Raw genomic sequence first — 12,499 nt, forward strand, 5'->3', positions numbered from 1 at the left:
GGGTGAATGTGCTATATCCCTACACATCCTCCGGTTTGGCCGGTATCCCCCAACCGCCAAAGAAGTGAGTGCAGGCATGATCTCCCCGTCCTCGTTCCGGCAGCTGCTCGTGCTCGTGCTCGCCGCCGCCTCGATCAGCGCCTGTACGGCCGAGACCCCCGAGCGGGCCAAGGTGAACGTCGTGCAGCCGGGCGCGCCGGGACAGGGCAGCAAGGTCCTGCTGGCCGACGAGGTGCCGAGTTCCGACGGCCGGGAGTACACCGACGCCGACGTGCGGTTCATGCAGGGGATGATCCGGCACCACTCCCAGGCCCTGCGGATGACCGCGCTCGTCGCCGGGCGCAGCGAGAGCAAGGACCTCCCGCGTTTCGCCAAGCGGATCGAGATCTCCCAGCAGGACGAGATCGACCAGATGGTGCGCTGGCTCAGGGCCCGGCTCCAGCAGGTGCCGAGCGTGGGCTCCGGCGCGGGGCACGACCACGGCGGCGGAGAGCTCATGCCCGGCATGCTCAGCGAGGAGCAGTTCGCCGAACTGGAGCAGGCCAAGGGGGCGCCGTTCGACCGGCTCTTCTACGAGTACATGATCCAGCACCACCTGGGAGCGCTGACCATGGTGGAGCGCCTCTTCGGCGACGGGGGAGGCGAGGAGTCAGAGATCAACCAGTTCGTCGCCCATGTCGACGCCGACCAGCGCATCGAGATCGACCGGATGCGCACGCTTCTCGCCGAGCAGTGACCGGCCCCGCTCACCGGAAGATCTGCAGGTAGAACGACAGCTCGGCGGCGAGGGCCGCCGCCTTGGTCTCCAGCCGCCGGAACCCGTGGGCCTCGCCCTCGAACGTCAGAAAGGTGCAGGGCACGCCGCGCTCCATCAGGCGCTCGGCGAAGGCCTGCGACTGGGCCGGCGGCACGACCGGGTCGGCGAGCCCCTGCATGAGCAGCATGGGGCAGTTCACCTGGCCGGCCCGGGCCAGCGGTTCACGCTCGCCGTACCGGTCCTCGGGACCGACCAGCCACTCCACGTAGCGCGACTCGAAGTCGTGGGTGGCCGCGACGAGGGGCCCGAGCGCACTGACGCCCGCCACCGCGACGCCGCCCGCGAAGACGTCCGAGGCGCCGCAGGCGGCCATGACCGTCCATCCGCCCGCGCTCGCCCCGCGTACGGCGATCCGGGCGGGGTCGGCGAGGCCCTCGGCGACCAGCCACTTCGCCGCGGCGACCACGTCCTCCACGTCGGTCACGCCCCACCGGCCGCGCAGGCGCTCCCGGTAGGCCCGGCCGTATCCGCTGGATCCGCCGTAGTTCACGTCGATCACGCCGATGCCGCGGCTGGTGAAGAACGCCTTCTCCAGGCTGAGCTCGCTCGTCGCGTGCCCGGTCGGCCCGCCGTGCACGAAGACGACGTACGGCGCGCCGCCCTCGTCCGCCTGCTCCGGCGGATACAGGTACGCGTGGACGCGCATGCCGGCCCCGGCCTCCGCAGCCCCGGACTCCGCGGCCTCGAACTCCACGACACGGGGCACCGGGAGGACGCGGGCGGGAACGTCGTCGATCTCCCGTCGCAGCTCCTCGGCGCGACCGGCGCGACCGGCGCGACCGGTGCGACCGGTGCGACCGGTGCGACCGGCGTCACCGTCGTGACCCGCGTCACCGGAGCCGTCGGCGGCGTCGATCCGGACGACCGAACGCGGCGCGCCCGCCCGGTAGCCGAGGCCGACGAGCACATCGCCGTCCGCGTCCAGCGCGGGCGCCCACCCCTGGAAGGGGACGTCGAGGTCGGTCAGCCTGCCCGTCTCCGGGTCGAGGACGCCCAGGCGCAGGTCGCCGCGCCCGTGCAGCACCGCGAGCCGCCCGTCGCCCAGCACGGCATACGGCAGGCCGCCGAGCTGCCACAGCGGCCCGGCGAACTCCTCCTCCGCCGGGCAGAGGGCCTCGCACGGCGACCCGGAGATGTCGGCCCGGTAGAGGTTCCACCAGCCGGACCGGTCGGAGACCGCGTACAGGCGCCGCTCGTCGCACCACAGCGGCGCGAGGACCGACTCGGCCGGCCCGCCCATCACCGTCCACGTGGCGCCGTCGGACAGCCGCGTGACCCGTAGTTCGGTGCCGGTCCAGGGCATGTGCGGATGGTTCCAGCAGACGTAGGCGAGGTGCCGGCCGTCGGGGGACGGCGTGGGCGAGGCGTAGAAGTCGCTGCCGGTGACCACTTCGGCGACCTCGCCGGCCCCGGTCGGGTCCACGATCACGATCGAACGGGTGACCTTGGCGTCCTGGTGATGGCGTTCCCGTACGCACCACACCCGCGGGCCGCCCGCGCCGTCCTGGACCCGCAGGTCGGCGTAGCGCAGCGCGCCCGGCTCGCCGGGGCTCCGGTGGTGATCGGGCGGGGCCGCTCCGCGCCCCAGGCCCGGCTCCCCGCCGGCGCGGGGGCGGGCCAGATAGAGCCGCTGGTCGGGGTGGTGCGCGAACACGATCCCGTGGCCGGGGACGACGACATAGGACCGCCCGCCGTACTCGTGGACGCGCGTACGGGCGTCCCAGGGCGCGGGAAGCAGGTCGGTGAGGGCGCCGTCGGCGGCCCGGTGGACGACGGTACGGCGGCCGCCCTCGGCGGGGCGGTCCTCCTCCCACCACGTCTCCGCGCCCAGCACGCTCGGGAAGCCGAGCCGCAGACCGGCGCGTGCCACGTCGGCGGTGGAGATGGGCGACGGCCGTGGCGAGAACGACCTCGGGCCAGGCGTGGGGGGCATGACCGCATCCTGCCGGACGGGCCCGCCCCCGGGGGCGGGAATGCGGCAACGCATCAGTCGAGGGACGGGGGAGTGGTGTAGCGGGTGGCGAGCGCGCCGAGCTGGTCGATGACCGTGCGCTTCCAGGTGCCGTCGTCGAACATCCGGCGCAGCGCCTCCTCGACCTGGTCGCGCAGCGCGGCCGTCCCGGTGGCGATGCCGTACTTCTCGGTGGCCAGAGACCTGCCGCTGAAGCGGAACTTGCCGGGGTACTGGGCCGACAGCCCGGCGAGCACGGGGGCGTCGGCCACGATCGCGTCGGTCCGGCCGGAGGCAAGCAGCGGCGCGCAGGCCGCGGGCAGGTTCGCCTCGGCGAGGAAGAACCGCCGCCACCGGGTGCCGAATCTCTTCACGAGCGGCTCGGCGGACTCCCGGGTGGCGCAGACGCGCTTGCGGGCGAGGTCGCGCGGGCGGCGGATGGACAGGTCGCCGGTCCGGACGAGGACGTCGGTGCTGGTGACGAGGTAGGGGCCGGCGACGTACCGGGAGCCCGGCGGGCCGGTGGCGCCGACGACGAGATCGGCCCGCGTGGTGTCGAGCGTGTAGACGACCTGGTCGTCGCGGTAGCCGAGCGCCCGGGCGACGTACTGCGCGACCTCGATGTCGAAGCCGCTGTAGCGCCCGTCGGGGAGCCGGGTGACCAGTCCCGGCTGCCCGGGACGCACGGCGACCACCAGCGTGCCGTCGTTCCCGCATCCACCGGTCAGGAACGCGGCCGCCAGGACGCCGATCACGGCAACGCCACGCCACACGCGCTCAATATCGAGGTCGCGTGCGTCCCCTTGCCAGCAGCGACACGGCAAAGATCCCTTTGCCCGCGAGCCCTACGGGTCAGCGCATCAGCGCGACCTCGCCGCCCGCGGCCGCCTCGGCGGCGGCCGGGTCGGCCGCGACCTTGCGGCTGCGCCTGCTGCGCCGTTCCAGCCACGTGGCGAGGTAGCCCAGCGCCAGGTTGATCGCGATGTAGACCGCCGCGATGACGATGACCGACGGGATCAGGTTGGCGTAGTTGGCCGGCACCACGCGGGCGCCCGCGTTCAGCAGGTCGGCGTACGCCACGACGAACCCGAGCGCGGTGTCCTTGAGCAGCACCACGAGCTGGCTGACGATCGCGGGCATCATCGCGGTGACCGCCTGCGGCAGCAGGATCAGCCGCATCACCTGGTTCTTGCGCAGGCCGATGGCGGATCCCGCCTCGGCCTGGCCGCGCGGCACGGCGAGGATGCCCGCGCGCACGATCTCGGCCAGGACCGACCCGTTGTAGACCGTGAGGCCGAAGACCACGGCCGCGAACTCGGTCACGACCAGCCCGGCCAGGCTCCCGCCGTACTGGGCGAAGAAGATCAGCATGAGCACCGGGACGGCACGGAAGGCCTCGACGACCACCGCGGCCGGGATCCGCACCCAGCGGTGGTCCGACAGGCGGGCGATGCCGAACACGGCCCCGAACAGCAGCGCGAGCACCGCGGCGACCGCGGCGGCGGCCAGCGTGTTGAGCAGGCCGGGCAGGATCAGCTCGGTCCAGGTGTCGGCGCGCAGGAACGGCTGCCACAGCTTGCCGTCCCACTGGCCCTTCTCGTCGAACTTGGTCCACACGAAGTACGCGACCAGCAGCAGGACGACGCCGAACGCGAGGGTCAGCGCGTTGTTGCGCAGGCGGGCGCGCGGGCCCGGGACGTCGTACAGGACGGTGGCGCCGCGCTCGGTCATCGGACCACCGCCAGGCGCCGCGCGAGGCGGCCGGACAGCAGGTTCATGGGCAGGGTCAGCACGACGAACCCGGCGGCGAAGCCGAGGAAGATGGGAATGATCGCGTCTCCGTGGGCGTCGAACAGGTTCTTCATCCGCAGCGCCGCCTCCATGACGCCGATCGCGGCCGCGACCGTCGTGTTCTTGACCAGCGCGTTCAGCAGGCTCCCGAGCGGCGCGATGACCGTGCGCACCGCCTGGGGGAGGATCACCAGGCGGAGCGTCTGCAGGAACGTCAGCCCGATCGCCCGGGCCGCCTCCGCCTGCCCGAGCGGCACGGTGTTGATCCCGGACCTGACGACCTCGCACACGAAGGCGGAGGTGTAGGCGGACAACCCGATGATCGACAGCCAGAAGCTGTTGAGCGACAGGTCGTCCCGGGAGAACTGGACGTTCATCACCGTGCCCAGGCCGAGACCGCAGAACACGATGATCAGTGTGAGGGGCGTGTTGCGCAGCACGTTGACGTACAGCGCGCCCGCCCCTCGCAGCACCGGCAGCGGACTGACGCGCATGGCCGCCAGCACGATCCCCCAGACCAGCGAGATCACCCCGCTGACCACCGTGAGCTTCACCGTCAGCCAGAACGCGCCGAGGATGACGGGAAGCTCGTCGACGACGGCCTCCACCGCCGGCCTCCTTCCAGTGCCGCTATCGGTGCTCTAGTACCGTTCGACGGACGGCGGCGAGGTGAAGTACTTGCCGAACTCGCCGAGGTTGGCGTCGAGGGCCTTGCGCCAGCTGCCGTCCTTGAAGAACTTCTCGATCGCGTTGTTGATCGCGTCGCGGCCGGCCTTGTCGTCCTTCTTGATGCCGATGCCGTACTTCTCCTCGCTGAACGGCTGGCCGATCAGCTTGAACTTGCCGGGGAACTGGGCGGCGAACCCGGCGAGGATCGTCGCGTCCGTGGAGATCGCGTCGACCTGCTTGTTCTCCAGCAGCGGCAGGCACGCGCCGTACCCCTGCTGCTGGGTGAGGTTCTTGGACTCCCACTCCGCGCCGAACTTCTCGGCGAGGCGCTTGGGCGACGACGAGCCCTGCGCGCCGCAGACCTTCTTGTCCTTGAGCGAGTCGACCCCGGTGATCGAGGTGTCGTCGGCGCGGACGAGGATGTCCTGCCCGGTGACCAGGTACGGCCCGGCGAAGGAGATCTTCTTCTTGCGCTCGTCGGTGATGGAGTAGGTCGCCACGACCATGTCCACCTGGCCCTGCTGGATGAACGGCTCACGGTTGGCCGACTGGGCCTCCTTGAACGTGATCCCGCTCTCCGGCACGCCGAGTTCCTTGGCGACGTACCTCGCAACGTCGACGTCGAACCCGCCGTAGCTGCCGTCGGGCTTCTTCAGTCCCCAGCCCGGCTGGTCGATCTTGATGCCGATGACGAGCTTCTTGTCGTTCTTGGCCTTGTCGACGATCGAGTCCGCACCGGAGTTGCCGCAGGCCGTGAGGCCGGTGGCCAGGGCGGCCAGCGCGAGCAGGCCGGCTCCGAATCGCATCCGCGTCACCTTTCGCTTCTTGTGGAGCTTGTCGTGAGCTGGGATCAGTGAGCTGAGGATCAGTGTGTGAGGATCTTGGAGAGGAAGTCGCGGGCGCGCTCGGTGCTCGGCTGGGTGAAGAACTCCGAGGGCGACCCCTCCTCGACGATCTGGCCGTCGGCCATGAACACGATCCGGTTGGCCGCCCGGCGGGCGAAGCCCATCTCGTGCGTGACGACCATCATCGTCATGCCGTCCTTGGCCAGGCCGGTCATCACGTCGAGCACCTCCTGGACCATCTCGGGGTCGAGGGCCGAGGTGGGCTCGTCGAAAAGGATCATCTTGGGGTCCATGGCCAGCGCGCGGGCGATGGCCGCGCGCTGCTGCTGGCCGCCGGACAACTGGGCGGGATACTTGCCCGCCTGTGAGGCGATGCCGACCCGTTCGAGCAGTTCCATGCCCCGCTGCTCGGCCTGCTGCCGGGAGATCTTCCGCACCCTGGTCGGGCCGAGCGTGACGTTCTCCAGGATCGTCTTGTGGGAGAAGAGGTTGAAGGACTGGAACACCATCCCGACCTCGGACCGCAGGCGGGCCAGAGCCCTGCCCTCCGCGGGCAGTTCCCGGCCGTCGAAGACGATGGTCCCGGTGTCGATCGTCTCCAGCCGGTTGATCACCCGGCACAACGTGGACTTGCCGCTGCCGGAGGGGCCGATGACGACGACCACCTCACCCCGGCCCACGCTCAGGTCGATGTCCCTGAGCACATGCAGGGGACCGAAATGCTTGTTGACTCCCTCCAGCCTGACAAGCGGGTCGGAACCACTGATCTCCGTCATGGTCAACAACGTAGGGGGGTCAAGGCCGCCGAGTCACTAACGGGCCGGTACCGAATAGATCACATCCCGGCTGCTCAGGACATCACTCCCGGTTTGTCCGTACGGCCCGCCCCATGCGGCCCGGGACACGGTCCCGCTTTGCTTCTGCCGACCTCTCATCGTGTAGGAGCACAGATGCTGAAAAATCCGGATCTGTTTCGGAAGACCGTTGCGGGCGCGGCCATGCTGGCGTGGCCCGTCCTGCTCGGCCTGGCCTTCCTGACCTCGCCGCCGGGCACCGAGCACGATCCCGCGGTGTTCCGCGCCAGTCCGGTGCAGGTGCAGGCCAGCGCGCTGCTGTTCCAGTGGGCGACCGTCTGCCTGGTCCCGGTGATCCTCGGCCTCGCCCATCTGCTCCGTACGCGGGCGCGCGCACGGGCAACATCGGCGCGGCCGTCGGCCTGATCGGCGCGGTCACCGCCACCTGCCTGTTCATGACCGACTTCTACGACCTGGCGCTGGCGCTCACCCTTCCGGACGCCCCGGCCGCCCGGGTGACCGAGGTGGCCGGCGCGCTCGGCGGGTTCGTGTACGGCGTCCTCCTGCCGGGCTTCCTCACCCATGTGGGCCTGCTGGTGCTCCTGTCGGGCCTGGCGGCGGTGCGGCGGGCTCCGTGGTGGGTCCCGGTGGCGGCGCTCGCGGGCGTCTGCGGGCCGTTCCTCACGATGGGGCAGCCGCCGGCCGTTCAGGCCATCGGGTCGCTGTTCCACCTCGCCGCGTTCGGCGCCGTCGCGCTGAAGGTCCTGCGCATGCCCGTGAACGAGTGGCGCGCCGCGTAAGCCGGGCTCGCCCTCCGGCGCCGATTCCGACACCAGGCCTCCTCGTTGCGAGGCCGGCCTGGTCGAGGTGCGCAAGGAGGCGCAGCGACGCTGGTATCGGCTGCGGCCCGAGCCCCTGGCGGACATCGACGCCTGGCTGGCGCCCTACCGGCGGTTGTGGAGCAATCGGCTCGACGCGCTCGAACGCGATCTCGACGCGACACCGGACGACTGAGGTCAAGCGGCGGCGATCCGCCTCGATGTCCGGGAGCCACGCCTCCTGGCTGATCCTGGCCGCCTGCCGAAGCTCGAGCTAGAGGCCCGATTCCCTGGCCCGCATGATCGCCTCGGCCCGGTCGGCCACGCGCAGCTTCGCGAAGATGCTGGACACGTGGTTGCGCACGGTCTTCTGGCTCAGCCCGAGCCGGGCCGCGATCTGGACGTTCGTCAGGTGGCCGGCGACCAGGCCAAGGATCTCCCGTTCACGCGGGGTGAGTTCGGGGAAGCTCGGCTCCGGCTTCCTGGCGAGATCGGAGAAGTAGCCCATCAGCCGTCCGGCGAGGGCGGGGCCGAAGATCGCCTCGCCCTCGGCCACGGCCCGGATCGCACGTACGAGCTCGGCCCGGCGCGCGCCCTTGAGCACGTATCCGCGCGCCCCCGCACGCACTGCCGCGAAGACCGCGTCGTCGTCGTCCGCCATGCTCAGCACCAGGACCCGCACGTGCGGGTTGTCCCTCGTGATGCGCTCGGTCGCGGCCACCCCGCCCATGCCGGGCATGGCGAGGTCCATCAGCACGACGTCGGGCTGCACGCGGGGGAGGAGGGCGAGGGCCTGCTCGCCGCTGGCCGCCTCGTCGGCGACCTCCATCTCCTCCACCGGCCGCAGGAGCGCGCGCAGCCCCGCCCGGAAGGCCGCGTGGTCGTCAACCAGCAGCACGCGGATCGGCTCCATCGCCCGCCTCCCGTCTCGTGTCCCCTGTCGTGACACCGGCCGTGTCCCGCACGGTGCCCTGTGCCGTGTTCTGTGCCGTGATCCGCGCCGGAAGGCGGGCCAGCACCGCGTCCCACCACCGGGCCGCGGGCCGATCACGCAGGTGCGCCGAGTTCGGCGGCCCGCTCACGCATCGACGCCGTGCCGACCCCGCTCCCACCGCCGTCAGTGAGCGGCTCGCCGCCCTCGTCGGCGACCTCCACTTCGAGCACGTCGCCGGTCATGCCCAGCCGTACGCGCACCCGCCCGGCCCCGGCGTGGCGGCGCGCGTTCGCCAGCGCCTCGGCCGCGATCCGGTACGCCGCCACCTCCACTGCCGCGGGCAGCGCCGGGAGGGATCCGTCGATCTCGACGCCGGCCTCGACGCCGGGCAGCCGGGCCGCGTGCGACCTGATCGCCCCGGCCAGGCCCAGCGTGTCGAGGGCCGGTGGCCGCAGCCCCTCCACCAGCGTCCGTACGTCGGCCATCGCCGTGCGGGCGTCCGTCATGATCTCCTCGAGCATCGCCAGGGCGTCCGGGTCGCGCACCATGTCCTGCACGGCCTCCGCCCGCATGGTCAGCGCGGCCAGGGTCGGCCCGAGGCCGTCGTGCAGGTCGCGCCGCAGCCGTCGCCGCTCCTCCTCGCGGGCCGCCACCAGCCGTTCACGCGAGCGCTGCAGGTCCGCCGACAGCCGTACGGCGTGCACGGCGATCCCCGTCTGCCTGGCGAGGTCGGCGAGAACCCGGCGGTCTCTCGCGCCGAGCCCGCTCTCGCCCGGGCGCGGAGACAGGACCAGGTCGCCCACCGGCTCGCCCCGGTGCACGAGCGGCAGCCGTACGGTGCCGGGGGAGGGCACGCCGTACGCGTGGGTCGGCCCTCCGGCGACCTCGACCGCGACATGCGGCAGGCGCAGCGCCTCCGCCACCGACCGGGCCGCCGCCGCCAGCACCGCGCCCGGCTCCGCCGCCTCTTCGAGGCGCCTGCCCAACAGGGCCAGCGCCGCGTACGGATCGTCGCGCCTGCCGTACATCACCAGGTTGACGGCGCGTTGCAGCCGCTCGCGCAGCGGCGCGAAGACGACGGCGACCACCCCGGCGGCGGCCACCGACACCGGCAGCCCGTCCGCCGCGCGGAACACGGCGCCGAGATAGGTGACCACGAGCACGTAACCGCCGAACACGCACGCCGACAGCAGCACGTAGACGAGCGTGCGGTTGATGACGAGGTCGATGTCGAACAGGCCGTGCCGCAGCACCGCCACCGCGGCGGCGGCCGGAAGCAGGCAGGCCGCGAACGTCCCCATGAGCTCCCAGAACGGGCTGGTGATGGGCCAGATGGAGCGCGGGTCGCCGTCGGACAACCCCGTGGCCAGCCGCCCCGCGACGATCAGCCCGGCGAGCCCCGCGGCGTACCCGAGCCACTTCAGCTGCACCCGTTCGTCGGCGTCGCCGCGCCCGGCCCGCCGTACGAGACCGGCCGCGCCCGCCAGGAACAGGGCACCCATGAGCCCGGTCGTCAGCGGCTCGACGAACGGGGAGACGGCGGCGAGCGCGGGCACTCCAAGGGGATTCGGCAGCGGAGTCCCCCATCCGAGCTGGTGGCTCGGGCCGGGCAGCAGGGCGCTCAGCGCGGTCGTCGCGGCGGCGATGGCGGCGAGCGCCCACAGGGCCGCCCGCCACCCGGGCGACGACGGCCGTCCCGACGGGAAGAAGGCCGGCACGGCGGCGACCGACAGGTTCGCGGGGACCCACAGCCACGTCTGCGGCCAGGCCATCGGCGTCGCGAACGGCAGCCCGGCCAGCGCGTAGTGCCCGGTCGCGTCGAGCAGCGCGAAACACAGGCCGCACGTCGCCATCAGCCACCCGACGGCGTTGCCCGGACGTTCGGCGGAGATCAGGCCGCCGACCAGCGCGCAGGCGGTGACGAAGAGGAGGTGGCTCTGGGCGAACAGCCCGGCGCCGTTGCGGTGACCGAACACCAGGGCCGCGGCGACCAGGAGCAGGCTGAGCACGCAGACCGCCCACGCCGTACGCCGCACTGCCCGCCTCCTTCGCGCCTCCGGCGCGAGCGCCGAACCGGGCTCAGGCTAGCGACCGAAATGCCCAGGCGAACAGGACGATGTCCCAGGACGCCCGGGTCGTACGGCGCCGACGCCTGTTCATCGCGGGACCGGGGAACTGAAGAGGCCGGTGTGACCGGCACGATGTTCGCTTCGGCCGGTGATCTGCGGCGCTTCGCGGACGGGGAGGCGCAGGACGAACCGTGCTCCCCGTTCGCTGTCCTGGATGGTCAAGGTGCCCTGATGTGCTTCTGCGATCTCCCGCGCGATCGCCAGCCCCAACCCGGTCCCCCCGGAGTCCCGGTCGCGCGAGGCGTCCAGCCGGGTGAAGCGGTCGAAGACCCTTTCCCGATGTTCCGGGGCGATTCCGGCGCCGTCGTCGAGGACCTCCAGCGTCGCCGTCGGCCCGTCGGCCCGCACGCTGACGGTGATCCGTGAGGTGGCGTGCCGTTCGGCGTTGTCGAGCAGGTTCACCAGGAGCCGGGTGATCCGCAGCCGGTCGCAGTCGACGAAGACGTTCCGCTGGAGGTCCCTCACGATCTCCATTCGGTAGGTGCGGCGGTCGAGCTCGCCGCCGACCAGCCGGCCGAGGTCGGTCGCACTGAGGTCGAGGGGGGCGCGGGCGTCCAGCCTGGCCAGGGTCAGCAGGTCGGTCACGATCGCCTGAAGCCGGTCCACCCCGGCGAGCACCGCCGCGGTCGTCTTCGGCCAGTCGGTGTCGTGCGGGTGCATGAGGGCCTCTTCGAGCTGAGCCCGCATTGCGGTGAGGGGACTGCGCAGGTCGTGGGAGGCGTCCGAGGTGAACTGCCGCAGTTGTTTGTACGCGCCTTCGAGCCGGTCCAGGGTGTCGTTCACCGTTCCGGCCAAGAGCTTGATCTCTTCCTGGTTGTTGTGCGCCACGGGGACCCGGCGGTGGAGATGGGTGGCGGTGATCTCCGCCAGTTCCGTGCGGATGGCGTCCACCGCGGTCATATCCCTTTTGACCACATGAAAAGTCCCGGCCGCCGTCATCGCGGTCGTCAGCAGGGACATGCCGATCGCGAAAGACAGGGCCGCGGTGTTCCCGTACCAGGGGACCGTGGGCACCGCCACGTAGAGGAGCCAAGGACCGTCCGGCTGATAGACCTTGTACGAGAAGACGGTCATGCAGCCCTTCAGCCCGGCCGGAGGGCACAACACCCGTTCGGCATGCACGCTCGCGCTGGTCGCGTGGAAGGTGGCCATCGGGGGCTTGCGCGTGAGTTGCGGCGTGGACGCGACGACCTGCTGGCGTGTGTTCAGGACCTGGATCGCGATGTCCTGGCCGGCCGGCAGCACAGGGGGAAGGAATCCCTGCCTGATGAGGGGCACGGTCCGGTCCCACGCCCCGGTGACCCGACCCCGCGCCGCGTCGGCGTCCTTGCTGCCCACGACGACGAGGAAGAGCACGCTGACCCCGGTGCAGACCAGTGCCGCGACGGCGGAGTAACCAACCGTCCTGCGGACGAGAACGGATGATCGGTTCCAGTTCAACATCGGTTCAGGCCAATCCGTGGGGAGCGTGGGTCTGTGCCCTCACAAGGGCACCACACAGACATGAATGCTTCAATAAAACGAACTTTTCGCTTCTCACAAGCCTGGGTAATGGCAGATGCGAGCCCTGGTCATGACCGCGGATCCGCCCGCGATGCTTCCGGTACGGGCGAGGGTGGGGAAGCGCCTACCCTTGTAGTGCGATGACTGCGACCACACCTACTGTGACGACACAGGGCGCCGAGGGCGCGACGACGACACAGGGCGCCGAGGGCGCGACCCGGACCTACGAGGTGCGGACCTACGGCTGC

General features: G+C 71.5%; 13 protein-coding genes. 4 read left to right on the plus strand and 9 right to left on the minus strand.

Annotation, left to right across the window (positions count from 1 at the left end):
- Positions 1-76 precede the first annotated feature (76 nt).
- The gene (locus B1L11_RS00225) at positions 77-736 is read left to right on the plus strand and encodes a DUF305 domain-containing protein (RefSeq protein ID WP_079312022.1); all 660 of its coding nucleotides are present in this window, start codon (positions 77-79) and stop codon (positions 734-736) included.
- Positions 737-746: 10 nt separating this feature from the next.
- Here B1L11_RS00225 and B1L11_RS00230 read toward each other — a convergent pair whose 3' ends face one another.
- The 6 genes from B1L11_RS00230 to B1L11_RS00255 form a co-directional block, all read right to left on the minus strand.
- A complete protein-coding gene (locus B1L11_RS00230; protein WP_079312024.1) occupies positions 747-2,750 on the minus strand; it encodes a prolyl oligopeptidase family serine peptidase in 2,004 nt (667 codons plus the stop codon).
- Between the two features lie 53 nt (positions 2,751-2,803).
- Complete coding sequence (locus B1L11_RS00235; protein ID WP_179154919.1) at positions 2,804-3,541, minus strand: transporter substrate-binding domain-containing protein; 738 nt, start codon at positions 3,539-3,541, stop codon at positions 2,804-2,806.
- 79 nt (positions 3,542-3,620) lie between these two features.
- Positions 3,621-4,499 (minus strand): amino acid ABC transporter permease, encoded by an 879-nt coding sequence (locus tag B1L11_RS00240; protein ID WP_079312028.1) that lies wholly within the window; start codon positions 4,497-4,499, stop codon positions 3,621-3,623.
- Positions 4,496-5,167: an amino acid ABC transporter permease gene (locus tag B1L11_RS00245; RefSeq protein WP_079312030.1), complete on the minus strand. Its 672-nt coding sequence runs from the start codon at positions 5,165-5,167 to the stop codon at positions 4,496-4,498. Before B1L11_RS00245 ends, B1L11_RS00240 begins: the two co-directional genes overlap by 4 nt.
- A gap of 33 nt (positions 5,168-5,200) precedes the next feature.
- Positions 5,201-6,034, minus strand: coding sequence for a glutamate ABC transporter substrate-binding protein (locus tag B1L11_RS00250; RefSeq protein WP_079312032.1), 834 nt, complete (start codon positions 6,032-6,034; stop codon positions 5,201-5,203).
- Between the two features lie 59 nt (positions 6,035-6,093).
- Positions 6,094-6,849 (minus strand): amino acid ABC transporter ATP-binding protein, encoded by a 756-nt coding sequence (locus tag B1L11_RS00255; RefSeq protein ID WP_079312037.1) that lies wholly within the window; start codon positions 6,847-6,849, stop codon positions 6,094-6,096.
- Between the two features lie 174 nt (positions 6,850-7,023).
- Here B1L11_RS00255 and B1L11_RS00260 point away from each other — a divergent pair, with 174 nt between their 5' ends.
- The 3 genes from B1L11_RS00260 to B1L11_RS44670 all read left to right on the plus strand — a co-directional run bounded on the left by B1L11_RS00260 (position 7,024) and on the right by B1L11_RS44670 (position 7,881).
- Entirely contained in the window at positions 7,024-7,293 is a 270-nt protein-coding gene (locus tag B1L11_RS00260) for a hypothetical protein (RefSeq protein ID WP_143736789.1), read from the plus strand.
- Positions 7,294-7,322: 29 nt separating this feature from the next.
- The gene (locus tag B1L11_RS00265; protein ID WP_079312041.1) at positions 7,323-7,667 is read left to right on the plus strand and encodes a hypothetical protein; all 345 of its coding nucleotides are present in this window, start codon (positions 7,323-7,325) and stop codon (positions 7,665-7,667) included.
- 67 nt (positions 7,668-7,734) lie between these two features.
- Positions 7,735-7,881: a hypothetical protein gene (locus B1L11_RS44670; protein WP_256862093.1), complete on the plus strand. Its 147-nt coding sequence runs from the start codon at positions 7,735-7,737 to the stop codon at positions 7,879-7,881.
- A 78-nt stretch (positions 7,882-7,959) separates the two neighbouring features.
- On the opposite strand, the gene B1L11_RS00270 is transcribed toward B1L11_RS44670, so the two are convergent.
- The 3 genes from B1L11_RS00270 to B1L11_RS00280 form a co-directional block, all read right to left on the minus strand.
- Positions 7,960-8,598: a response regulator transcription factor gene (locus B1L11_RS00270; protein WP_079312043.1), complete on the minus strand. Its 639-nt coding sequence runs from the start codon at positions 8,596-8,598 to the stop codon at positions 7,960-7,962.
- 134 nt (positions 8,599-8,732) lie between these two features.
- Positions 8,733-10,655: a histidine kinase gene (locus B1L11_RS00275; RefSeq protein WP_079312045.1), complete on the minus strand. Its 1,923-nt coding sequence runs from the start codon at positions 10,653-10,655 to the stop codon at positions 8,733-8,735.
- A gap of 120 nt (positions 10,656-10,775) precedes the next feature.
- Complete coding sequence (locus tag B1L11_RS00280) at positions 10,776-12,191, minus strand: cell wall metabolism sensor histidine kinase WalK (RefSeq protein ID WP_079312048.1); 1,416 nt, start codon at positions 12,189-12,191, stop codon at positions 10,776-10,778.
- Positions 12,192-12,499 lie beyond the last annotated feature (308 nt).

Source organism: Microbispora sp. GKU 823, assembly GCF_002027145.1.
In the GTDB taxonomy this organism is placed as follows: domain Bacteria; phylum Actinomycetota; class Actinomycetes; order Streptosporangiales; family Streptosporangiaceae; genus Microbispora; species Microbispora siamensis.

What these genes read in the sequence shown, in the direction of transcription:
- B1L11_RS00225 (WP_079312022.1), top strand. Translation starts at nt 77, where the DNA reads ATGATCTCCCCGTCCTCGTTCCGGCAGCTGCTCGTGCTCGTGCTCGCC.
- B1L11_RS00230 (WP_079312024.1), bottom strand. Translation starts at nt 2,750, where the DNA reads ATGCCCCCCACGCCTGGCCCGAGGTCGTTCTCGCCACGGCCGTCGCCC.
- B1L11_RS00240 (WP_079312028.1), bottom strand. Translation starts at nt 4,499, where the DNA reads ATGACCGAGCGCGGCGCCACCGTCCTGTACGACGTCCCGGGCCCGCGC.
- B1L11_RS00250 (WP_079312032.1), bottom strand. Translation starts at nt 6,034, where the DNA reads ATGCGATTCGGAGCCGGCCTGCTCGCGCTGGCCGCCCTGGCCACCGGC.
- B1L11_RS00255 (WP_079312037.1), bottom strand. Translation starts at nt 6,849, where the DNA reads ATGACGGAGATCAGTGGTTCCGACCCGCTTGTCAGGCTGGAGGGAGTC.
- B1L11_RS00260 (WP_143736789.1), top strand. Translation starts at nt 7,024, where the DNA reads ATGCTGAAAAATCCGGATCTGTTTCGGAAGACCGTTGCGGGCGCGGCC.
- B1L11_RS00265 (WP_079312041.1), top strand. Translation starts at nt 7,323, where the DNA reads ATGACCGACTTCTACGACCTGGCGCTGGCGCTCACCCTTCCGGACGCC.
- B1L11_RS00270 (WP_079312043.1), bottom strand. Translation starts at nt 8,598, where the DNA reads ATGGAGCCGATCCGCGTGCTGCTGGTTGACGACCACGCGGCCTTCCGG.
- B1L11_RS00280 (WP_079312048.1), bottom strand. Translation starts at nt 12,191, where the DNA reads ATGTTGAACTGGAACCGATCATCCGTTCTCGTCCGCAGGACGGTTGGT.